Annotated in this window: 23 protein-coding genes; 4 read left to right on the top strand and 19 right to left on the bottom strand. The window is 40.9% G+C overall.

All coding sequences use genetic code 11. The features are described 5' to 3' along the window. Positions 1-202: 202 nt before the first annotated feature. From QUE86_RS19860 to QUE86_RS19835, 6 genes are all read right to left on the bottom strand, one after another. On the bottom strand, positions 203-1210 hold the full coding sequence (locus QUE86_RS19860; RefSeq protein WP_130052654.1) for an isocitrate dehydrogenase: 1008 nt from the start codon (positions 1208-1210) through the stop codon (positions 203-205). Between the two features lie 215 nt (positions 1211-1425). Continuing rightward, on the bottom strand, positions 1426-3123 hold the full coding sequence (locus tag QUE86_RS19855) for a hypothetical protein (RefSeq protein ID WP_286260629.1): 1698 nt from the start codon (positions 3121-3123) through the stop codon (positions 1426-1428). Between the two features lie 6 nt (positions 3124-3129). Further along, positions 3130-3513, bottom strand: coding sequence for a DUF3192 domain-containing protein (locus tag QUE86_RS19850; protein WP_054563904.1), 384 nt, complete (start codon positions 3511-3513; stop codon positions 3130-3132). 71 nt (positions 3514-3584) lie between these two features. Further along, positions 3585-4358: a flap endonuclease Xni gene (xni, locus tag QUE86_RS19845; RefSeq protein WP_286260628.1), complete on the bottom strand. Its 774-nt coding sequence runs from the start codon at positions 4356-4358 to the stop codon at positions 3585-3587. An 11-nt stretch (positions 4359-4369) separates the two neighbouring features. After that, positions 4370-5713 carry a nucleotide 5'-monophosphate nucleosidase PpnN gene (gene ppnN, locus QUE86_RS19840; protein ID WP_130052651.1) on the bottom strand — a complete coding sequence of 448 codons (1344 nt, stop codon included), beginning with the start codon at positions 5711-5713 and terminating at the stop codon, positions 4370-4372. A 71-nt stretch (positions 5714-5784) separates the two neighbouring features. Then, positions 5785-7320 (bottom strand): GGDEF domain-containing protein, encoded by a 1536-nt coding sequence (locus tag QUE86_RS19835; RefSeq protein WP_130052650.1) that lies wholly within the window; start codon positions 7318-7320, stop codon positions 5785-5787. A 203-nt stretch (positions 7321-7523) separates the two neighbouring features. On the opposite strand from QUE86_RS19835, the gene QUE86_RS19830 reads away from it, so the two are divergent. Further along, the gene (locus QUE86_RS19830) at positions 7524-9305 is read left to right on the top strand and encodes a M61 family metallopeptidase (RefSeq protein WP_130052649.1); all 1782 of its coding nucleotides are present in this window, start codon (positions 7524-7526) and stop codon (positions 9303-9305) included. 4 nt (positions 9306-9309) lie between these two features. On the opposite strand, the gene QUE86_RS19825 is transcribed toward QUE86_RS19830, so the two are convergent. The 4 genes from QUE86_RS19825 to QUE86_RS19810 all read right to left on the bottom strand — a co-directional run bounded on the left by QUE86_RS19825 (position 9310) and on the right by QUE86_RS19810 (position 11797). Continuing rightward, complete coding sequence (locus QUE86_RS19825) at positions 9310-10104, bottom strand: glycosyltransferase family 25 protein (RefSeq protein WP_286260627.1); 795 nt, start codon at positions 10102-10104, stop codon at positions 9310-9312. A 64-nt stretch (positions 10105-10168) separates the two neighbouring features. After that, complete coding sequence (locus QUE86_RS19820) at positions 10169-10354, bottom strand: DUF1289 domain-containing protein (protein WP_286260626.1); 186 nt, start codon at positions 10352-10354, stop codon at positions 10169-10171. 41 nt (positions 10355-10395) lie between these two features. Beyond that, positions 10396-10908, bottom strand: a complete 513-nt coding sequence (locus QUE86_RS19815; protein ID WP_256853886.1) for a hypothetical protein — start codon at positions 10906-10908, stop codon at positions 10396-10398. 151 nt (positions 10909-11059) lie between these two features. After that, positions 11060-11797: a DUF4097 domain-containing protein gene (locus tag QUE86_RS19810; RefSeq protein WP_167657551.1), complete on the bottom strand. Its 738-nt coding sequence runs from the start codon at positions 11795-11797 to the stop codon at positions 11060-11062. 210 nt (positions 11798-12007) lie between these two features. Between QUE86_RS19810 and QUE86_RS19805 the strand changes: the two genes are divergently transcribed. Continuing rightward, on the top strand, positions 12008-13387 hold the full coding sequence (locus QUE86_RS19805) for a serine hydrolase domain-containing protein (RefSeq protein ID WP_250662170.1): 1380 nt from the start codon (positions 12008-12010) through the stop codon (positions 13385-13387). A gap of 43 nt (positions 13388-13430) precedes the next feature. On the opposite strand, the gene hisIE is transcribed toward QUE86_RS19805, so the two are convergent. Genes hisIE through hisG form a run of 8 tightly spaced genes read right to left on the bottom strand, consistent with a single transcriptional unit; the run spans position 13431 to position 20498 of the window. Continuing rightward, a complete protein-coding gene (gene hisIE, locus QUE86_RS19800; protein ID WP_130052642.1) occupies positions 13431-14045 on the bottom strand; it encodes a bifunctional phosphoribosyl-AMP cyclohydrolase/phosphoribosyl-ATP diphosphatase HisIE in 615 nt (204 codons plus the stop codon). Beyond that, entirely contained in the window at positions 14036-14815 is a 780-nt protein-coding gene (gene hisF / locus QUE86_RS19795; RefSeq protein WP_167657553.1) for an imidazole glycerol phosphate synthase subunit HisF, read from the bottom strand. The genes hisIE and hisF overlap by 10 nt, the downstream gene beginning before the upstream one ends. Then, positions 14797-15531: a 1-(5-phosphoribosyl)-5-[(5-phosphoribosylamino)methylideneamino] imidazole-4-carboxamide isomerase gene (locus QUE86_RS19790; protein ID WP_167657554.1), complete on the bottom strand. Its 735-nt coding sequence runs from the start codon at positions 15529-15531 to the stop codon at positions 14797-14799. Before QUE86_RS19790 ends, hisF begins: the two co-directional genes overlap by 19 nt. Before the next feature lie 27 nt (positions 15532-15558). Beyond that, positions 15559-16149 carry an imidazole glycerol phosphate synthase subunit HisH gene (hisH, locus tag QUE86_RS19785; RefSeq protein ID WP_130052610.1) on the bottom strand — a complete coding sequence of 197 codons (591 nt, stop codon included), beginning with the start codon at positions 16147-16149 and terminating at the stop codon, positions 15559-15561. After that, entirely contained in the window at positions 16146-17207 is a 1062-nt protein-coding gene (gene hisB, locus QUE86_RS19780; protein ID WP_256853884.1) for a bifunctional histidinol-phosphatase/imidazoleglycerol-phosphate dehydratase HisB, read from the bottom strand. Before hisB ends, hisH begins: the two co-directional genes overlap by 4 nt. Then, complete coding sequence (hisC, locus tag QUE86_RS19775; RefSeq protein WP_250662167.1) at positions 17204-18301, bottom strand: histidinol-phosphate transaminase; 1098 nt, start codon at positions 18299-18301, stop codon at positions 17204-17206. The genes hisB and hisC overlap by 4 nt, the downstream gene beginning before the upstream one ends. Continuing rightward, on the bottom strand, positions 18291-19592 hold the full coding sequence (gene hisD, locus QUE86_RS19770; protein WP_250662166.1) for a histidinol dehydrogenase: 1302 nt from the start codon (positions 19590-19592) through the stop codon (positions 18291-18293). The genes hisC and hisD overlap by 11 nt, the downstream gene beginning before the upstream one ends. 6 nt (positions 19593-19598) lie before the next feature. After that, positions 19599-20498, bottom strand: coding sequence for an ATP phosphoribosyltransferase (gene hisG, locus QUE86_RS19765; protein ID WP_130052606.1), 900 nt, complete (start codon positions 20496-20498; stop codon positions 19599-19601). Positions 20499-20854: 356 nt separating this feature from the next. Between hisG and QUE86_RS19760 the strand changes: the two genes are divergently transcribed. Both QUE86_RS19760 and QUE86_RS19755 read left to right on the top strand, forming a co-directional pair. Continuing rightward, entirely contained in the window at positions 20855-21109 is a 255-nt protein-coding gene (locus QUE86_RS19760) for a hypothetical protein (protein ID WP_286260625.1), read from the top strand. A 91-nt stretch (positions 21110-21200) separates the two neighbouring features. After that, positions 21201-22166 (top strand): sensor domain-containing diguanylate cyclase, encoded by a 966-nt coding sequence (locus QUE86_RS19755; protein ID WP_286260624.1) that lies wholly within the window; start codon positions 21201-21203, stop codon positions 22164-22166. Positions 22167-22193: 27 nt separating this feature from the next. Here the strand turns inward: QUE86_RS19755 and QUE86_RS19750 are convergent, their stop codons facing one another. Beyond that, complete coding sequence (locus QUE86_RS19750) at positions 22194-23477, bottom strand: cation:proton antiporter (RefSeq protein ID WP_130052603.1); 1284 nt, start codon at positions 23475-23477, stop codon at positions 22194-22196. Positions 23478-23573 lie beyond the last annotated feature (96 nt).

Below are 23573 nucleotides of genomic sequence, written 5' to 3'. Positions count from 1 at the left end.
TCCATGAGTTGAACAATCTAAGTTTAGGCACAATTTTTAGGAATGTGAAATATTAAGTTGGGTGTCTTGTTTTGCTTTTCTTATCTTGATAAATAAAAGTGGGTGTCTGATTAATTAGAGGTAATAAAAAAGCCAGTCTGAGACTGGCTTTTGGTAGGGGGGTTAAGGGTTATGTTGTCATAAGCCCTAAACAATTGTTCTCTTATAGACGCTCAATTACAGCTTGAGTGAAGTCTGTAGTGCCGTGGCTGCCGCCTAGGTCACGCGTTGTGCGGTCGCCTGTTTTGATTACATCAGCAACTGCACTACGGATGCGCTCTGCAGTGTCAGCCATACCTAAGTGCTCAAGCATTTGGATAGATGCTAAGATCACTGAAGTTGGGTTAGCAAGGTTTTTGCCTGCGATGTCTGGAGCACTACCGTGTACGGCTTCGAAGATAGCTGCATCTTCACCAATGTTTGCACCAGGAGCCATACCAAGACCACCAACAAGGCCTGCACATAAGTCAGATAAGATATCACCAAATAAGTTTGTAGTAACAATTACATCAAACTCATCAGGAGTCATAACTAGTTTCATACATGTTGCATCAACAATCATTTCTGTTGATTCGATTTGCGGGTAACGCTCAGCTACTTCACGTGCAACTTTTAAGAATAAACCAGATGTTGATTTAAGGATGTTAGCTTTGTGCACAGCCGTTACTTTTTTACGGCCTTCACGTACCGCTAACTCGTATGCAAAAGTTACGATCTTTTCTGCACCTTCACGGGTGATTTTAGACATTGCTTCTGCTTCGTTACCATCTTCAGATACTACTTGACCAAGGCCAGAGTACATACCTTGTGTGTTCTCACGAACTGTGATGATGTCGATATCGTCGTAACGAGCTTGTGTACCTGCGAATGATTTAACAGGACGAACATTAGCATATAGGCCAAACTTTTTACGTAAAGTTACGTTGATTGAAGTGAAACCTTCACCAACTGGTGTAGTTAATGGGCCTTTTAAAGTGATCTTGTTACGCGCGATTGTGTCGATTGTTTCTTGCGGCAGTAACTCACCAGTTTTTTCTAGGGCAGCAAGGCCAGCATCAACGAATTCATAATCAAAATCGCAACCTGCAGCTTCAAGGATCTCAAGTGCTGAATCAATAATGCTAGGACCAATGCCGTCGCCTTTGATCACTGTGATGGTTTGTTTAGCCATTTACTTTTCCTATTTATGAGTAGATAAACACGTAAACTCGTCGCGAAATAGCATGCGATTTACTTGTTAGAAGGTTTACGTGAATGTGTTTGAAAATTTAAGCGGCTTTTATAGCAATTTATTCAGCTTTTTGCCAGTTTATCCTGTGAATACTGACTATAAACAGACTAAAGTTCATATTTATTTAACGTTTTCGCACTTTTTAACAACACACTCTAAAAATTGTCTGCAAATTCACAGTTTTTGAGATATGCATAAAAATCTGCTTTTGATTGCCAACCAGCAGCCAATAAACTATCGGAAATAATTTGCTCTTGCCAACTACTAAACAGGGCTTTTGGTTGGAAAACATAATAAGTAAAAAGCTTAATTGCGACCCAATGCTTTTCGTTGATATCAAGTTGCTGTTTTTTATGTTGCTCACTACCTAGTAAATGCTGAGTCCAGCTATTGTCGCCAATCAGCTGATTTAAATACATCGTCAGAGGTTCTTGGTTTAATTGACTAACACCAAATAAACAAGCCAGTGGCGGGCTTATTATCTGTTCTTCGGCTTGTTCAAAAATGGTTTTACGTGAAAGGCTAGTTGCTTGATGCTCGCAAAGGAACAAAACATAGGCATATAACGGCAAAGCAACCTGTTCAAATTGAATTGAGTCGATGTGTTTAAATAGCGCCTGGATAATTCGCACCATATTCTCAAGGCGCTTAGATATATGCTGAAAAAGCGGATGAGAGGTGGTTGCAACTAAGCGTTGAAATAAGACTTTTTGAATAATCGCAGGGGCGTTATCGTATCCGACCATAGATAAACAATGGCGTAAGTCTTTAGCTCTTTGCTGCTCTTTATTATAGGGCTTAACGGCAATAGTAAGCTGCGTAATCAATTCAGGGTAGGGGCTTAAAAGCTTATCTAAGCTACGGTAGCTGTATTCTTTTGATACTTTTAATGTGCTAATTAGCTCTAAATATTGCTGTCTACGTTGCTGATTTAAAGGCTGTGGCTCGGCAAAATTAATGTTTTCACTAAACCATACGGTGTATAGCAAACGAGTATCTTTACAAAGTCTTTGTTTGTCAAAAATAGTTAAGTTTGCTTTAAAGCGGTGCCAGCGAATTTTATCTGGGCAACTGGCATCAACTAAAATATGGCGGCCATGTTCATCTGTGGCTAAATAGATAAGCACCTGCTCTGCGTACTTTATTTCACTTGCTGGAATATAAGGACCAATATGAGCAATCAATGCTTTTATAGCATTTTGAGCAAACTCGTTCGGAGTGCGCAAGTAGATATCAGCCATAGCTTTGTGCATACTAATATGACCACCCGAATCGCGATAAGTCGTATTCATAGCAATAATATTAGCTAGAGCTACTAGGGTTGTTGCACCATCGTAAATCATAATTTTTGGTGCGCTTAATAGTGCTTGTTTATATTTATTTAAACGAGCTAATAAATGCTGAATAGAAAGCGTATGTGGGCCTGAGTCTTTTAGTAGTTTTGCGGCTAATTGATGACGACACTGCCAAAGCTTTTTATCTTGAGCTGTGAGTGTTTGGCCTGCGGCTAATTTATTGCTTTGTGATTGCACACATAGGTAATTGGCTAAACAACAGCTAATTATCTGTTCACTAATTGCTTGGTTGTAGTTAAGGCTGTGGCATAAAGTACAGGCAATAACACATTGGTTTACGACTAAATTGGTCGTGTAGCCGTGGTTCGCAACATACAAACTTAATTGCGCTTGCATGCCTTTTGGGCAGGCTTGATATAGTAGATAATACCGCTCGGCAAGATTACTTAGTATAGGGAAAATTTGTGACCATTTTTGCTTTTGATGATAAAGCTTGAGTAACTGGTGCGTACTATCAAATAAGCGTGCCAATTCTCGTGGCGTCACGTTTTCCATCATAAGCTGTTAGGTTTCTTGTTGATAGCTTTCATAGGCACTTGGTCCCCATAATACCAGCTGACCATTTTTAAAAAGTAGGCCAGTGCATTCATCTATAGTGGTTATCCCATCAGATTTAACATGCTGAGTGCGATAAAAAATAATTTGCCAAACATTGTCCTCAACTCGTTTAGCATAGGTTAGATCGGGGCTACCTAAATAATCAAGTACAGCATTGAGGTTTTCGGGCTTATCAATAGATAGTTTCGCGATATAGCGTTTATTAAAAGCTTCACGGTCTTGCCAAATCATAGCTTGCGGATCATCTTTATAAAAAGTGATCACTAGGGTTGCTATCAGTGCATAAACACCTAACCCAAGTACCAGATATTGGAAAACCTTTTTAAACATGTGTAACTCTATAAAACTAACGCGAATTTTCAGTATACGCCCAGTTAGCAAACTGTGCTACGAGATTGCGACTAATTGAGCCTTAACTGCTTTAAACTAAAGCCTAAGTTAATATCGGTACGCAGCATGACAAGGTTTTTTGATATCACAAACATGTCCATACCAGCACTAAGCTTACGTTTTAGTGTTGGGTTTAAATCATCGTCATTAATAGCTGCTTCAATCGACTCATAATCATTTATAAGTTGCTGCGCTGATTTGTTACCAATGCCTTTGACCCCAGGTATATCATTGGTTTTATCACCTGCTAAGGCCCAAAAATCAGCGAGCCGATGCTTGGGTACATTAAAACGCTGCTTTATATCTTCAACGTCAAGATATTGCTTTTTAAAGTAATCATATATAGCTATTTGCTCAGATAAAAACGGTAAAAACCCTTTATCTGTTGAGACGATAGTAGAAGGTACATTATTAGTCGCAGCTTTATGAGCAAGGGTAGCAATTATATCGTCTGCTTCGTCATTATCTGGTGAGAAAATCACAATGCCCGTTTCTTCAATTGCTTGTTTAAAGCATGATAAGTTTTGTTTGAGGGTATCGGGCATCGGTGAACGAGTGCTTTTATATGCTTCAAAATAGTGATAACGCCAGCTTTTTTCACCATCAAACACTGCAATCGCGTGAGTAGCATTCGTTTGCTGGCGTAGTTTTTTGCAAGCATGTGCCACGCGGGCACAGCTTGCTTTTATCATATGTTCTTCACTGTGATGACTCTGATTACTATCAACAGCATAGATGCGTCTAATAAGATTAAGCGCATCTATTAAAAGTAATTGGGTTGTCACATAGGCTCCTATTAAGCTTTGATCTCATAGCAAGGAATATATCTACTGCCTGGTAACTTCATGCGGCCTTGCTCAACAAATGCTGCCAGTAGTTTATCCATATCAGCCATAAGTGCAGGCTCACCACTTAACACAAAGCGGCCATGCTGTTTGATGGCTTGTAAGCCTTCGTCTTTAACGTTACCAGCCACGATGCCTGAAAACGCACGGCGTAAATTAGCAGCTAATTGCTGAGTTGGTTGATCTAAATGTAGATCTAAGCTCGACATATTAGCATGAGTCGGTGCAAACGGTTGTTGGAAATCATGATCGATTTTTAGCGTCCAGTTAAAGTAATATGCATCACCTTGGCTTTTACGATAGTCACGTACCTCGACCATTTTATCTTTTAATGTTTTACCAACACGCTCTGGATCGTCGATTATCACTTCAAACTTATCAAGTGCCGCTTTACCTAATGTTTTCTCGATGAATTTACACAGCTCAATAAAGTAGTTTTCACTTTCTTTAGGGCCTGTAAGGATTACTGGTAAACATTGTTTTTCGTTATCTGGGTGCAGCAGAATACCCAAAAGGTATAGCAACTCTTCAGCGGTACCTGCACCACCTGGAAAGATAATAATGCCATGAGCGGTGCGAATAAATGCCTCTAAACGCTTTTCGATATCAGGCAAAATAACCAACTCATTTACTATTGGGTTAGGTGGTTCAGCGGCAATAATGCTTGGTTCAGTTAAACCTAGATAACGGTTGTTTGTAATACGTTGTTTAGCGTGTCCAATGGTGGCACCTTTCATTGGGCCTTTCATTGCACCAGGGCCACAGCCGGTACAAATATTTAATCCACGGAGGCCAAGCTCATAGCCAACCTGTTTGGTGTATTTGTATTCAACCTCGTTAATTGAATGACCGCCCCAGCATACGATCATACTCGGGTCACTATTAACTCTAAGTGCGCCTGCGTTTCTGAGCATATCAAAGACCATATGAGTGATGGCTTTTTGTTCTGTTAAGTCTTTTTCATATTTTTGACAAATAAACAGAATATCGCGAATAACCGAGAAAATATGTTCATGAATACCGGTAATAATTTCGCCATCAACAAAAGCGGATTCGGGTGGGTTTTCAAGTTCAATTTTAATACCACGCTCTCGGCTTAATAAGCGAATATCAAAGTCTTCGTATTTATTGTAAATTTCTAAGCTTGAATCGGTGTGGCTGCCCACATTGAGAACCGCAAGCACACAGTTCCTAAATAATTTATAGCGCTCGCTGGTGGATGATTGTTCGAGTAGATCAACTTCTAGTTGCGATAGTAAATCCAGTACACCTGTAGGATTCAGTTGTTTTAACATAAGCACTCTCCCGGCTCGTCAATGAGCCTTTATCATTATGTGTCAAAGACCTCACATACTAGATGAGGCCTTTATTTGCTAATGCAAACTTTATTTCGTCCCTCGTTCTTGGCTTTGTATAATGCTTCATCGGCACGGTCAAAGGCAATTAGCGGGGTATCACCTTTTTTCAACTGGGTTGCACCAGCAGAAATAGTGATTTCTACTTGCTTATCTTTGAATTTAAACGGAATACTTTGAATAGTCTTGCGCAGCTTTTCTAGCGGTACTGTCGCTTTTTCAATCGCCATTCCACTCATTAGTAATACAAACTCTTCGCCCCCGTAACGGGCAATGAAGTCTGATTTACGAATTGATTTTTGTAATGCTTTGGCAATCACCTGCAGTGTTTTATCACCAGCACTGTGGCCATATTGGTCATTGATTGATTTAAAGTGGTCAACATCAATCACTACAAATGTGATGTCTGATTCCTGCACATTAAACAAGTTGAACTCATGATTGAACCGCTCATCGAACGCAGAACGATTTGGTAACTTCGTTAGACCATCCAGTAAACTCTTAAAGCGTTGTTCATTAAGGCGCTGCTTGTAGGTCGAAAGCTTGCTTTCTAAATGACTAATACGGTTATTAATATCGTTGAAGCTGGCAAGTAAGTTCTCGCGCTCCGTTTGTTCTAGCTTTTCTTTAGCGATTAAATCATCACTTAATGATTTTAACTCTTCTTCTACTAGCTCTTTAAGCGAAGAAATAGATGTAGCCTGCTGTGTTTGCGTATGCAAGTTTTTAATCTTGTTTTCGATTTGTTTATTCAGCGTATCATATTCGGCGCTGAGAGATTCTGAGTGTTTACTAGTAGAAACAATTGAATGATGTAAATCTTCAATGGTCTGATTTAAAGAGATCAAAAAGCTCTGAGCTGATTGCCGCTCTTTACTCATATTGCGTGTAACGATGCTAATTATATTCAGCGCAGAATCAAGTAGGTCGTCAACACTATCATTATGGGTGATTTTGCTTTTGATGCTATTTATTTGCTCGGCACTTTCTTCCTCGAGCACTAAGTCATTAGCAAGAGATAAAAGTTGCGTGGCAAGTTCAGGCTTGATTTGTGCTTCAGTTTTGCTTGTCGTTGCAAGTTTGGCTTGTAGGGCTTGATGATAGATAACCACTAACTTTGAGAGTAACGGAACAAAGTCATGATTAGACTGAATATTATTTAATTCGTGGTCGAGTAGATAACGCAGCGAACGACGGGCATCATCAGGCAGACCTCTCACTTTTTGTAGCTGCTTACCAGCGTCAGTGACACTATCATTCAGTTCGCGTTGAAGTGCCATTTGCTTAGTTTCTTGGTGTTTTAACAGGCCAAGCACATCATCTATTAGCGGTGAAAGTAAATCGAAATTTACACCTTTTTTTAACGCATTTCTAAATTTAGCCAATCGATTGTCTAGTTCAATGTCTAGTCCCTTACAGCTGAGTGATAGTTTCGCTGCAAATTGAGAAAGGACTTCAACTTGATGTTTGCGCGCATCTTCGACCACTGCACGAGCGTCGATCGCTTGCTTTAGCTTTTTATTAAGAACATCATGCTGTTGCTGCACCAAGTAATACCGCCATCAAATTTCAAAAATTGCTATACGATAAGTTTACAACAAATTAATACGAAATGTAGTTTCCAAGTCAAAAACTTAGCTATTTTGTCTATCAAACTTGTTGCAATGGTTGTTTATCGGTTTTTAATTCACATTTTTTCTCGCAATTGTTAGTCTGTTTTGCAATTTTGATAGTAATAAAAAGAGTTGTTATGAAAAAGTTTTTGGCAATGTCTATCTTGGCGGCCTGTTCTAACAGTGTGTTTGCAGATGTAAACTACTCACTGTCTATCACTCAGCCAGAGCACCACCTAGGTAATGTAAGTGTTGAGTTTCCCCAAACCGCACAAGCACATTTAGATATTAAACTTCCAGCTTGGCGTACTGGCCGTTATGAAATTTTAAATCTTGCCAATGGTGTACGCTTTTTCGAAGCAAAAGATGATGACGGTAAAGCATTAAAGTGGGAAAAAATTGACCACAGCACTTGGCGTGTTCATCTAAACGAGCCCACTCAAGTAAATGTAGACTACCAAGTATACGCTAACGAGCTAGGTAAACGCGCTCGACATATTGATGACAGTCATGCATTTATTGATGCATCTGGCTTTTTTATGTTTAGTGAATCATTCCGTCAAGACCCTGTGACTGTAAAACTAAACGTACCAAAAGAATGGCGTTCAGTGTCGGGGATGGAAAATGCGGGTTCTAAACATAGCTTTAAAGCTGCAGATTACGACATTTTAGTTGATTCACCAATCGAGAGTGGTATCAATGAGCTACATAAGTTTAGCGTTGATGGTCGTGAATACGAACTAGTTATCTGGGGTGAAGGTAACTACGACGTAGATCAAATGCTAACCGACCTTAAAAAGCTCGTTACAACTGGCAATGTAATTTGGGATAGCTACCCGTATGAGCGTTACGTATTTATGGTACATGCAACGTCAGGTGCCGGCGGTGCAACAGAGCATTTAAACTCAACAATTATACAACGTCCTCGCGATCGTTTTGGTTCTCGTAAAGATTATCTTGCGTTTATCAGCACCGCAGCACACGAATTTATTCACACTTGGAACGTAAAAGCGTACCGTCCTAAAGGGATTGCACCGTACGACTACACGAATATTAACTACGCGAAAACATTATGGATTGCAGAGGGCTCAACCAGCTACTTTGAGGATCACTTAATGGTTCGTGCAGGTATTGAAACAATGGATGAGTTCTTCGGTACATTAACCAAAACAGTTAATCGTCACTTACAAACACCGGGTCGCGAAGTACAAAGCGCAACTGAAACTAGTTTTGATAAGTGGATTAACCAAGGCGGCGATCATGCACGCAACTACAGCACCAATATCTATTTAGAAGGTTCATTGATCTCAATGGCGCTTGATATTGATTTACTAGAAAAGAGCGACGGCAAAATTAGTTACCGCGATGTTCACCGTGCACTTTACAACAAACACCGTTTACCAGATGGTTTTACGCCTGATGATGTTAAAGCGATTTTAAAAGAGCTAACGGGTCGTGATTACAGCGCATGGTGGCAAGCGAATGTGGATGAGCCAGCAGCTATCGATTTTGATTCACTACTTGCAAAAGTGGGGTTAGGTTTAATTCGCCCTGAAGGTGCAAAATCAGTACCTAGTATTGACTCGTTCGCTAAAAACAGCGGTGAGTTATTAACCTTAACTCATGTTCGCCGTGGCGGCGCTGCATGGCAAGCGGGCTTAACTACAGATGATAAAATCGTCGCGTTTAACAAAAAGCATGTTGGTAAAGATTTAACAGCCAGCCTTGAAACGTTTAAAGCAGGCGACACAGTGACTGTTGATTTCATTAGACGTGATGCATTGCAAAGTACGACACTGACACTTAGTGAAGACTTTGATAAAGAGAAAAAGGTACAAGCATTAAAAGATGCAACACCGGCTCAAATGGCATTGTTTAAAGCATGGATGGGCGTTGATCACCCAAACCTAGCAAAATAACTCGTTAATGGTTTTTGATTGGTAAGAGAGGAGCTGCGGCTCCTTTCTTTTTGTTTGGTGTTTGCTGCGCTTTTATAAACTGCTTAGAGTATTTTGCATTTTGTACAGTGCTTTGGAGTTGCTGCTTTTTTCGTCGCCAAAACGATTTTTTAACTTTGTCTGTTCGGTCTCGAATATCACTTTGTGGATTATCGGGTTGTGATACTGGGTAGGGCAGCAATGAGTATCCATATACGCCGGTTTCCCAAACATGCTGTAAATCACAATCAACGGGGCGGCCAAATGTGGCTGTGGCCTTTAAAAGTGATTTTGCACCTTCCAAACTAACAGCTGTTGCACAGCAGCCAGACATAAGCTTTTTATGAATGACTAAATGCTGCTCATCAGCGAGTTGTTTTGTGAAAGCAATGTCGCGATTGCGGTCTTTGTAAGCAGCCAATTTTATTAGCTGCCAAGGCTGTTTTAATGTATTAATGTTGTCAATTGCACTGTGAATAGAGCGGTCGAGAACAAAGTCATCTTCTAAAATAATGGCATAATCTAATTGCCTATCGACAATGGTTTGCCATGCTTTTCTGTGGCTTAAGTAACAGCCAATTTCACCTTTGCTCAATGGCTTATGATATTTTTTTAGGTTTAAATCAGCACTATAGTGCTTGGCTATCTCTTTATCAGACAGCTCTCTTCCATCAATTGCATCAAGGCGTTCAAATGCCAAATTCTGTGCGTTGAGCTCATGGCTTACACGGTTTAATCGTTCAGTAGAGCTTGCTAAGTTGATTACAAAAATAGCGGTCATTATCGTTACCTGATGGTCAGTTTGAATCAGGCTAACAAGCTTTAATGACGCTTGGGTGTCAGAACTATTTCGTTTTTATGTCAGGGCGAGGGGTATTTAAAATTACTTTTTTTTCTTGCTCGGATAAAATGATCCAATCAAAAATTTCATCATTACTGCGGCCACAGCCAGTGCAAAAGCCATTTAGGCGATGACATTGGCCGATGCAATCTGTTTTGAATTGGCTGGTTGGTTTTTTTGAATTTGTCATAGTGATGAGAAGGCTAATGTCTATTAGCCTTCAAGGGTATTTTATTTGCCTTCAACGGGTTTACCAATTTCAAGAGTGGTAGACCAAGGCTGTTTACGCGATAAGGTTTTACCCGAATGAATTGAGATAACAGGGTTGTTTTCGTCAAGCACAAACGTGGTGCGTAACGATTCTGCAGACTCTTTTTGTGTTTGATGCCAATTATTACCTGCTAAACAAGCTTGGGTAAAATTAACCGCACGGGTGTGATCGGCCACAGCTTGCTGCTGTTGCTCATAGTTGCCTACACAACGGTAGGTGACATTGTCTTTATCAAGCGCCGTGATTTGACAGTTATCAGCAATAAGGTTGTATTTTGCTGTCCATGTTTCCATGTATTTAGTATTTACACGGCTACGTTTTAAGCCTTCAAAGCGGTTGTCGTAAGCACCTAATAGGGCGTTGATTTTCTCGCAAGGGGTTAAGTTATCAATGGCAACTTGTTGTTCAGTTGTTAGTCCTGTACAACCTGTTAAAACAAGGCCAGTTAGTAAGGCGACGAGTGGCTTTTTCATATCAGGCTATCCTTTTAAATAGCAGTTCCTTAAACGTTTTCTAGAGGATACCTAAGCCCTTGTAAAAATGCTAATAAAGATTGGCAATTACAATGCAAAATGCCCTCACAAAGGAGGGCATTTGGTTATATCTTGTTATATATTCGTGAGCTTACATCTTAGTTTTACCGGCAATATTAGTTACTTTTACAGAGCCAGAACCATCACTTAATAGTTCAAAGTTTGCCGCAGTATCAACGCGAATGCTTCCAGAGCCATCTGAAACGACAACATCACCGGAAATATCATTTAAATCGATACCGCCAGAACCGTCGTGTACTTCAATATTGCCCTGTGCTTTTGCCACATTAATATTGCCAGAGCCGTCATGAATTTTAATATTACGGCTGACATTACGAACATCTATGCTGCCAGAGCCGTCATTGATTTCTAAAGTGCCTGTAATGTCATTAGCTGTAATTGAACCAGAACCATCGTTGATTACTGTATCAGCTACTTGGCTAATAATAATCTCACCAGAACCATCGTGCACATCGACATTAAATGAACGCGGGATCGCAACAGTTAAATCAATGCGAGTTTGCTTATTGGTATGGTGTTCACATTGTCCTGCACCAAGTGCGGCATTATTGCCTTTAGCTTCAAGCGTTAAGCAGTATTCATCGTGCGGCTGTTCTTGATAAATTTCAGCTTTAACGGTTACTTCATCACTGTCAGTGCCTGTAATGTGCAAAAAACCAGAGCCAGCTTCGACTTTCAAAGCACTTAATGATGCTGCATCTAGCTTAAGGTTTTTGGTTTCTTGCAGAGGCATTTCACCCCAAGCAAATGTTTGGGCTGATAATAGGCCTGCGGCAATAAGCGAGAGTGTTTTTACTTTACTTAACATGGTTCTTCCCTTTCATATTTGAGATGTTTTTAGCTTAGTCGCAGGTGCTGGTACAAAAGGTTTAAACAGTTTATAAACTTTTAAAAAAATAATGCTTCTTAGTTTTTAATATCCAGCTTTTTTACCGTTAAAAGCGTTAACTCTGCCGTAAAAACATATCATTATTTTTTCCTTTTGCTAACTTATAGTATTTGCCCCCAAGGAATAATAATGAAAAAAATAATCTTCCTAAGTAGTTTATTGTGGATCAGCTTTTGTGCTTGTAGTGAGGAAACTGATGTAACCTTAAATGCTTATGCTGCAGGGTATGTCGCCAACTTTACTTGTAGTGCCACGTTTAATGCTGACAAAACGACTGAGCAAATCGTTACAGATGAACTTACGGGAATTTATCCTTTAATCGCAGACACGGTAAAAACACTGCAAGCAAATATTGATACCAAGCATAGGCGAGTCACTGTCGATTATGATAAAGATAAGCAGCGTATATCAGTGTGGCGTCCGCGTTTAGGTTGCGTTGATTTGCCTGTTGGAGCTAGCCTAGAATCTGCATCACTTGTGCAATCTCCGTTTAAAGAAAACCTAGCTGATCTAAAGGATGATGGTAAGCCATGGCAAACGCTAAATGGTGTTAATAAAACAACGGGCAATAAGGCGCTTGATGAGGTCATTGCTCAGGCTTTTACTCGTCATTATGGCGAAGGCGCACGTACTTCAGCTATTTTAATAGCAAGCCCACAGGCGATTTTAGCAGAGCAATATAAAGCAGGCTTTACCCCAGAAACCGCACAGCGAACTTGGTCTGTTGCAAAAAGTATTGGCGCTAGCATCATTGGTGTGGCGGTAGAGCAAAAGCGACTTGATGTAACTAAACCAGCGGGGCTTGAAAGTTGGTCTCATTCGCTTGATCCGCGTGGTGAAATAACTCTTGAAAACTTACTTCATATGGCATCAGGCTTAGATAGTAATAAAGCGGGCAACCGGACAGATCGGGTTTATATGGGGGGCGGTTTAGTGTCTGATACTGCAACGCATACTGCGTTAGAAGTAAAGCCTGGCAGCCGCTGGAAATATGCCAATAACGACACCATGTTAGCGCTTCGAACTCTAAGAGAAACTTTCAACGATGAAGCGAGTTACTTACGTTATCCGTATGAAAACTTGCTCGATAAAATTGGCATGCAGCATACTTTTTTAGAATCTGACTGGCAAAGTGACTTTATTTTGTCATCGCAAGTGTGGACTACCTCACGAGATCTTGCTCGTTTAGGACTGTTACACCTAAATAATGGTCGCTGGCAAGGTGAGCAAATATTACCAAAAGATTGGTTAAGTTATATAAGTAAACCAGCACCTGCGCAGCCCCCAGAAGCTGCACCTGGATACGGTGCACAGTGGTGGCTTTATAACGAACGCTTCCCAGAATTACCAAACGATACTATCGCAGCGCGAGGCAACCGAGGTCAATATTTGGTGATTATTCCAAGCGAGCAGCTAGTTATTGTTAGGCGAGGGTATGATCTTGCGGGTCTTAAAGGCTTTAGTGAACATGACTTTACTCGTGATGTTTTAAAAGCACTTAGGCAATAAGATTTAAGATGCACCTGAAAAGGTGCATCTTAATGTACTTCATTTACTTATGGCGGCCTTGTAAGCAACTCACCACATCGGCCAATGATAAGCCTTGGCGCTGTAATAACACGGTTAAGTGATACAGTAAGTCTGCCGATTCATTGGTTAATTCATCGTTATCATGTTTCATAGCTGCAAGGGCAACTTCGACACCTTCTTCCCCCACTTTTTGGCAACTACGGCTTAAGTCTTTTGCAAATAAAGACGCAGTGTAGCTTTTGCTTGGGTCATCATTTTTACGCGAGACAATAACTTGTTCAAGCTCGGCCAAAAACGATAAGCTAGGTTTTGCATCATCGCCAAAACAGCTTTGTGTACCCAAGTGACAGGTTGGGCCAAGTGGGTTTGCGAGTACTAATATAGAGTCGTAATCACAGTCGGTGTGCACCGAGACAACTTCAAGGTAGTTTTCTGATGTTTCGCCTTTAGTCCATAAGCGCTCTTTAGAACGTGAGAAAAAGGTTACTTTTTGTTTGTCAAAAGTGGCAGCTAATGCGTCTTGATTCATAAAGCCTTGCATTAAAATAACCCCAGTGCGTGCGTCTTGCACAATAGCTGGGATCAATTCGCTTTTGGCAAAATCGACTTGAGTAAGAGTGTCTTTGGTTAATTGCATAATCTTGCCGCTACATTATTATCGATTAAAAATTGTTTTAGTTCGCCAATATCAATGACGTTCTTGTGAAATACGCTGGCAGCGAGAGCACCATCAACTTGGCTTTGCTGAAATACATCAACAAAGTCTTGCATTGTCCCTGCGCCACCCGAAGCAATTAGTGGAATATCGCACAGTGCACGCATTTTTGATAGCTGAACATTGTCGTAGCCTTTACGCACGCCATCTTGGTTCATGCAATTAAGGACGATTTCGCCAGCACCTAGGTCTTGCACGCGCTTAACCCATTCTTCGGTTTTGTAGCGAGTACGGCTTGATGCATTTGGATCACCCGTTAACTGATACACCAAATACTCATCAGTTTTTTCATCATAAAAACTATCAATACCAACAACTACGCATTGTTTACCGAACTCATCGTGTAATTCTTTAATTAGCTCTGGGCGAGCGATAGCTGGGCTATTAATACTGATTTTATCTGCGCCACGTTCTAAAACACGTGCCGCATCAGCAACAGATTTAATGCCACCAGCCACACAAAATGGAATATCAATATGGCGCGCAATGTTCTCTACCCAATTTACATCAAGTAGACGCTTTTCGACGCTGGCACTGATTTCATAAAAAACTAGTTCATCAGCACCGGCATCGCTGTATGCTTTTGCAAGCTTTAAAATATCACCAACTACTTCATGGCCTTTAAATTTAACACCTTTAACGACTTGACCGTCTTTAACATCTAAACAAGGAATTATGCGTTTTGATAACATGCTAACGCCTCCTCAACATTAAAGGCACCATCGAGTAATGATTTACCTAATATAACACCGCCAACGCCAAGTTTTTTCAGCTTTGCAATATCATCAAGTGAGCTTACACCGCCTGATGCTTGAACTTTAATCTCGCTATTGTGGTTAGTTAGATCTTCATAAAGTGCAAATGAAGGGCCTGTCATCGTGCCGTCTTTACTGATGTCTGTACACAGAAAATCAATTACACCGAGAGCTACGTAAAAATCAACAAGTTCGAACAAACCAAACTTAGATTCACTTAGCCACCCATGTGTCGCTGGTGCCCAGCCGTTTTCCGTTTTATTTACATCAAGTGCTATAACGAAGTGCTTTGCACCAAATTTTTCAATCCAAGCTTGTACTTGCTCGCGCTTTTCAACGGCCATTGAGCCAATCACGACTTGGTTAGCACCGGCTTCAAGCCAGTCGGCAACATCTTGCTCAGAGCGAATACCGCCACCTACTTGATAAGGCACATTAAGCGCTTTGGTTGCCGCTTGAATATGCTGCCACTGTTTTTTATTTGGATCGCGCGCACCTTCTAAATCAACGAGGTGTAGTTTACCTGCGCCGCTATTTGCATACTCTTGTAAGCGTGCGCTAAGTTCGTAAGGGTAAAATTGTGCTGTATCATACTTACCTTGATATAAGCGCACAATTTGGTTTTGTAATACATCGAGTGCTGGAATTATCACGTTTATTTCTCTTATTTTTTGCTGCGCTTACAGCTGCCAATCTAAAAAGTTTTGTAAAAGTCGGGTGCCTACTTTAGCACTTCGCTCAGGGTGGAACTGCATACCTGCGTAGTTATCTTTGGCAACAATCGCTGAAAAAGCTTGTCCGTATTCACCGCTAACTAAGGTGGCATCGTTCACTGTGTGAGCAAAGCTATGCACAAAGTACACTTGATCTTGCGCTGATAAACCTTTAGTGAGGGCATGCTCTTTTAAGACGCTTAGGTCGTTCCAGCCCATGTGCGGTGAAGTTAATTCACCTACATCAAGTTGCTTAACAATACCTGGGATTTTGCCAAGACAATCAACATTGCCTTCTTCAGTTTTGTCACAAAGTAATTGCATACCTAAACAAATTCCCATCAGCGGGCGCTGATATTCATCAATTGCTTGCTGCCAGCCACCGTCTTTTAAGCGTTTCATTGCAACAGAGGCATGGCCTACGCCAGGTAAAATCGCACGTTCAAAACCTTTTAATTGCTCAGGTGAAGTGATCACCTCTGGTGTTTTACCTAAGCGTTCAAAGGCAAAACGAACAGAGTTAATGTTGGCACAACCGGTATTAATTATAGCAATCATAAACACCCCTTAGAGCTAGCAGTTTGTTGCGAAGCATCTTTAGCAATCGCAGCGCGAAGTGCTCTAGCAAACGCTTTAAATAGACCTTCAACTTGGTGATGGCAGTTACCATCGCTAACCGACAGAATAAGGCTCATCGCAGCATTATCACTTAAGCTTTTAAAGAAATGTTCAACCATTTGTACGTCTAAGTCGCCTACTTTTTCACGGCTAAAATCGGCATTTAATACAAATGATGCACGGCCTGATAAGTCGATTTGTGCTTCAGCTTTGCATTCATCCATAGGCAATGCGAAACCATAACGACCAATTTGCGTTTTTGTACCTAATGCTTGTTTAAGAGCAAGACCAAGTGCAATGCCGATATCTTCAACTAGGTGGTGCTCATCAATGTGTAAATCGCCAGTTGCTTGAATATTAAGACCGATATTGGCATGGGTGCGAATTTGGTCAAGCATGTGATCGAAAAAGCCAAGGCCTGTGCTAATTTCACCATTTTTTGTTTGGTCTAAATTAACTTTCACATCGATTTGTGTTTCTTTGGTATTGCGAGTGACACGGCCTTCACGGTTCGCTGTTGTCAACTTTGTGACAATTGTATCCCAGCTGCCATCATACAAAATGCCTTCGCAACATAAGTTCTTGGCAAGTCCGATATCTGTTTGGCGATCGCCAATCACAAATGAGCGTGCTAAATCGACTTTACCTGAACGCATTAGCTCAGTAAGTAATCCGGTTTTTGGCTTACGGCAGTCACAATTTTGTTCATCAAAGTGAGGGCAGATCAGAACCTCATCAAATTTGATTCCTTGGCTGTTTAAGATATTCATCATTTTGTCTTGAGCAATATCAAAATCAGCTGTTGGGAAGCTATCAGTTCCTAAACCATCTTGGTTCGAAACCATCACAAGGCGGTAACCTGCCGCTTGAAGTTGTAATAGAGCAGGGATCACATTCGGCAAAAACACCAATTTTTCAAGGCTATCAACCTGTTTGTCGGTGATTGGCTCTTCGATAATCGTGCCATCGCGGTCAATAAATAAATACGGGTTGCTCATGATAATTCCTGTTCTACTGTTTTGCTGGTCAGTGATAAGCCATCTAACCAAACTTTTACTTGTTCTAGTTCTTGCTCGTTACCGATAGAAATTCGTAACCAATCATCTTCGCCATATAAAGTGAAGGCACGCATTACGAGTCCTTGCTCAAGTGCGATATTAAATGATTGCTTGTCTTTTAATTTTAAAGTGACAAAGTTACCTTCACCGCTCAGTACTTTGATAACGGCAGGTGATTGCTCAAGCCAACTTTTTAGTTTGCTTTTTAAGCTATTGAGAATTGTCACCTGACGGCGCATTGAAGCGATGTTGTCACTACTTAATGCGTCTGCTGCAATGCTCGCAACAACGGTTGATACAGGGTAAGGCGCAATCACTTTACGAATAGGCGCAAGTAGCTCATTGTTAGCGAGTGTGAAGCCTGTTCTAAGACCCGCAAGTGCAAACGCTTTAGATAAGGTTCTCAGTACCACAAGGTTACTAAACTCATTAATGAGACTTGCAGCTGTTTGCTCTGGGCAAAATTCTATATAAGCCTCATCAACCACGACAATCGCTTTACCTGCAAGTTGCTGGGTGATTTTTCTGATTTTGTCTAGGCTAGTCATACTGCCAGTTGGGTTATTTGGATTACAAATAAACACCAGTTTTGAGTCAGCAACTGCGGTTACAATCTCATCAACCGTACCTTTTAATAACAGTTCTTGAGTTAAACCGTTAATCGCAATGTTGTGAGTGTCAGCGGTTACTTTGTACATGCCGTAAGTTGGCAAAAAGAGTGCAATGCTATCTTTAGCTGGACGACAAAACGTACGTACTAATAGCTCAATACCTTCATCAGCTCCGCGAGTCATTAGTACTTGCTCCGGCTCTAAATTAGCATAGCAAGCATAACGATTAATCACTTGCTGAGGCTGCGGATCTGGGTAGCGATTTAAATCAGCTAAATTGATATTTGGAGTACGTGAATATGGACTTTCGTTGGCATTTAACCAAGTAGTGCCTGTGAGCTTTTCACTTTTCGCTGAACTATAGGCTGTAAGTGCAGCAATGTTATCTGGCAACAGCGTTGTTATTTTTGCATTATCGCTCATTGTTCATAGCCTCAAGACGAATTGAAACAGCATTAGCGTGAGCATCTAGTCCCTCTGCTGCAGCTAAAGGTAAAATTGCTTTAGATAATTCACGTAAGCCATTTTTACTGATGGTTTGCACTGTGTAAGTTCTAAAGAAGTCCAATAAGTTTAAGCTCGAATAGGTCGCACTGTAACCATACGTTGGTAGTACGTGGTTAGTACCGGACGCATAGTCACCGGCAGACTCAGGGGTGTAATCACCCACAAATACTGAACCGGCATTTTTCACTAAGCTTAGATAAGGCTGCGCATCAGCAAGTTGTAAAATAAGGTGCTCAGGACCATATTCAGCAGACACTGCAAAGGCTTGCTCAACCGAGTCCACTAATATCAAGCTTGAGTTAGCTAGGGCTTGTTCGGCAGTGTCTTTACGACTTAATTTTGCTAGCTGCTCTGTTAATGCTTGCTGTGTTTTTTCAATAATACGTTCGCTGTTACATAGTAAAATAACTTGCGAATCAGCGCCGTGCTCTGCTTGCGACAATAAATCAGCGGCAATAAACTCAGGGTTTGCACGCTCATCAGCAATCACTAACACTTCAGAAGGGCCGGCTGGCATATCAATCGCCATACCCGGAATAGTTTGCGCAACAAGTTGTTTTGCCATAGTGACGAAACTATTTCCAGGGCCAAAAATCTTGTTTACTTTAGGCACTGATTCTGTGCCGTATGCCATCGCTGTAATCGCACCTGCGCCGCCACTTTCTACAATGGTTTTAATACCACATAGTTTTGCCGCATATAAAATGGCAGGGTTGATAGTTTCATCGGCTTTTACAGGTGTAGTAAGCACAACAGTTTGTGCACCACTTAACTGTGCAAGCACCCCTTGCATAATCACTGACGATGGCAATGGCGCACTACCACCTGGCACGTAAATACCTACCGCTTCAATGGCTTGATATTTAAGTTCACACAGTACGCCAGGTTGCGTTGTTAACTTAATGTCTTTAGGTAATTGTGCTTGGTGAAAGCGTTTTACATTGGCATAGGCCGTTTCGATGGCGGCTTTTAACTCGCTTGATAGTAACTGCTCAGCTTGATTAATTTCTTCAACCGGTACTAATAAGCGAGGTGTTTCGCGCTTATCAAACTCTTTTGCCATCTTTAATAACGCTGCATCACCTTCTGTTTTAACTGCATTTAAGATGTCGATACAAATTGCTTCGACCTCTTTACTTGCAGTAACAGCAGGGCGGGTGAGTACCGCCTGCTGTGCTTGTTGATTTTCCTCATTCCAGCGAAACATGGATAATTACTCCATCATTTTTTCAATAGGCATAACGAGAATTGAGTTGGCACCCAATGCTTTTAACTGTTCCATCGTTTCCCAGAATAGGGTTTCGCTGCTAACCATGTGCAGTGCTACATAATCGTCGCTACCTGCAAGCGATAGTAAAGTTGGTTGGCCAGTACCAGGTAGCAAGTCGCACACTTCATCAAGCTTTGCTTTAGGAGCGTGTAACATGATGTATTTACTTTCCTTAGCTTGACGAACACCTCGTAGACGCGGCATTAGCGTATTGATTAAATCAAGTTTACTTTGATCTGCTAGGTCTTTGTTTTGAATTAAACATGCATTTGATTCTAAGATTGTGTCGCCTTGCATTAAGCCATTGGCTTCTAAGGTTGCACCGGTAGACACTAAGTCACAAATCGCATCAGCCAGACCAGCACGCGGTGCCACTTCAACAGAGCCTGTTAACATTACCGTGCTTGCGTTGATGCCTTCACGTTTTAGATATTGGCTTAAAATTTCAGGGTATGTAGTTGCAATGCGTTTACCTTCGAACCAGCTTTTATCTTGTGGGCCAAGTTCTTGTGGCCATGCAAGTGCTAAACGGCAGTAACCAAAATCAAGTTTAGAAAGCTTATTTACTTCGAATGCCACACCTTGGCGTTCGCGTTCAGCTTGTACTTCAACGAGTACGTTTTCACCGACGATACCTAGGTCACATACACCGTCCATTACAAGACCCGGAATATCGTCATCGCGTACACGGAGTACATCAATTGGCATGTTGGTAGAGTGTGCGATTAAACGTTGTTCACGAAGATTTAATTTAACACCAAGTTGCTTAAGTAACTCTTGGCAGTCTTTTGATAAGCGGCCGCCTTTTTGGATGGCGATTCGTAAACGGTTGGTATTGCTCATTATTCATTTTCCTTTAATTCAAAAACTAAAAACCCCGAGGGAACCTCAGGGCGAAAATAAATAATTTGGTTGATTGCTCGCCAGAGGTTCCTTTTAGGAATAACCTCTCAGCGAAAAACCTGACAGGCTATTCCGGTGAATGATGGTGATGATGGATAGTTGTCAGATTGAAGCGCATAATTTTTCCTGTATTGCACTCGTTTGTATAAACCAGTGCGTAAATCTGTTTAAATAAGTTACGTATATAGATAAACATGCTTTGCTAATCTTTGGCAAGCATTTTTTTGCGAAATTAAAGTATATCTTATAACTGTCGATATATATTGGATAGGTAGGAGGTACAATAGGAGGTACAAATGGATATCATGATCCCCTTTTTAGGTCGAATAACGCGCTTACAGTTGGAGAGTAAAGGTGCGTTTCATATTGCGGGCGTAAAAGACGCGAACGTGCAGCGAATTGAACTCGAAAAGCGCCAAAAGCGTGAAATAGAGCGCCGTAAAAAAGCAGCTGAAAAAGCAGCTGAAAAAGATGATAAAAACAGTAAAAATGCCATTGAAGAGGATGAAGAGGATGAAGAGGGTAATAAACACCTAGATACATGGGCTTGATACTCAATATAAGAATTTGTATTTATGCAACAGGTCGTTTTTTTCTGCTAACGTAAAGAAACACTTGTGTTGTTCCTTACAAGGCAATTCAATGGAAAAACCTTCAGTACCTTTAAACGAGCAAGCTAGGCTTGAAGAGCTTCGCTCGTTGGATGTTTTAGACTCTCAAAGTGAACCTGCCTTTGACCGAATCACTCGCCTTGCCCAACAGTTTTTCTCTGTGCCTATTTGTGTTATTAGCTTAATCGACGAGCAGCGACAGTGGTTTAAGTCATGTGCGGGGTTAGACGTCACAGAAACAGCGCGAGATATTTCTATTTGCGCCCATGCAATTTTATATAAAGACCCACTAGTGGTTGAAAATGCTTTAAATGATAAGCGCTTTGCAGACAACCCCTTGGTAATGGGTGATCCAAATATTCGCTTTTATGCGGGCTGCCCAATTACACTCAAATCAGGAAATAGAATTGGCACTTTGTGCCTTATCGATCATCAACCGCGCAGTTTTAATAAACAAGAAATTAAAGCGTTAACAGACTTTGCCGCAATTGTTGAACGAGAGTTTGCAATCATGCAGTTAGCGACTACCGATGAGCTTACCTTATTGCCTAATCGTCGAGGTTTTAATAGCACCGCAGAGCATTATCTTGATTTATGTATTCGCCATCATTTAAAGGCAAAATTAGTATTTATTGATTTAGATAACTTTAAAGCAATTAACGACAAATTTGGCCACGCCGCAGGCGATAGAGTACTGAAAGATTTTGCTGGGTTGCTAGAAAGATGTTGTCGTAAAGCTGATTTATATGCGCGTTTGAGTGGTGATGAGTTTGTTATTTTATTTACAGATTTAAATACCAGCGAATGCGAAGCAATCATGCAACGTTTGTTGCTGTCATTTAATCACTCACCCAATAGTTTTAATAACAAAATTGAACTTGGCTTTTCTTATGGTATTGCTGATTTTTCAGACCAGCAGCCTTGTTCGTTGACTAAGTTACTTGCAGTTGCAGATGGTCGAATGTATGCCAATAAAGCACAAAAAAAGGCTCGATAATCGAGCCTTTAAAGTAAAAAGCGGTGCTTAATTTTTCGCTTCTGCCGATTGAATACTACTATGGATCAGCGGTGATATTGTTAAACCTTGTACGATGATTGAAAAAATGACTACCACGTAGGTTACAATAACGATTAAATCGTGTAGGTCAGAGCCTGCAATCATTACTTGATCTCGTGGGATCGCAGCAGCCATGGCTAGCGCTAAACCACCACGTAAGCCACCCCAAGTGAGTATCTTCACTGAGTGCTTATCGTATTTTCGATATTTTTTAAAGAACACAAATGGCGCACCTACACTTATAAAGCGAGCTAGCAATACTACAGGTACTATCAGTAAACCTAGGCCAACTTCTGCAAGGGTAATTGGCATAGTGACAATCAGCATACCGATGATCAAAAACAGCAAGGCATTTAAAAAGCTATCGGTGGCATGCCAAAAATCTTTTACATAGCGGGTATCTTCTGGTCCTGTGCGCTCGGTTGCCTTAGAGCGAGTAATATTGCCAAGTAAAATACCACTTGTAACCATGGCAAGAGCACCTGAAATTTCCCAAATATTTGCTGCGGCAAAGCCAGCGGTTGGTATTGTCAGTGTTAATAGCAAACGAATGTTCACATCGCGACTATTAATAATTAAAAAATGCCCAACTAACGCAATTACTAGGCCAAACACGATACCGCCAATAGCATCCACTAAGAATAATTCAGCAACGTCAGTAAACGTGGCTTCGGTACCATAAAAGGCCACTGAAAATATCGTAGTGAAGATCACTAAACCAATGCCATCATTAAACAAAGACTCACCTTCAACTTGCACAGAAATACCTTCTGGGGCTCGCATTTGTTTAATAATGGCTAATACTGCAATTGGGTCGGTTGGGCTGATTAATGCTCCAAACAACAAGCAGTAAATAAACGGCACTGGCCAGCCAACAAAAGCAAATAAGTAATAGCTTAAGTAACCAACGATGACTGTGGAGGTAATCGTTGAAAATAATACTAATGCGGTTATTTCCCAACGCTGTTTACGAAGGGCTGCTAAGTTTATTTCTAATGCGCCAGCGAACAGTAAAAAACCCAACATGCCTTTTAATAGCAACTGATTAAAATTGATACTAGAGACTATTTGAGTTATTTCGAGGGCGGTGGTATCACCAAGCATTTTAACAGCAAGAATAAGTAGTAAAGAAATAACAACAGAGCCTGTTGTTATAGCAATAGTGGTTTGCATTTTGAGGATAAATTGGTTAGCAAAAGCAATAAAAATAGCTAATGCTGAAAGAAAACAAATGAGGTACCAAGCATTCATTGTTTGACCTTAAATATTTGTATAACAAGACGCAGAAAGCAGTCACTTTCTGGCGGCATATAGTACGCCTCTAATATAGGTATGTCACAGTGTTTA

Source organism: Pseudoalteromonas apostichopi, from assembly GCF_030297135.1.
GTDB classification, from domain to species: Bacteria; Pseudomonadota; Gammaproteobacteria; order Enterobacterales; family Alteromonadaceae; genus Pseudoalteromonas; species Pseudoalteromonas apostichopi.
The sequence above is the reverse complement of the archived record's forward strand: the minus strand, read 5'-3'. Positions and strand labels throughout refer to the sequence as shown.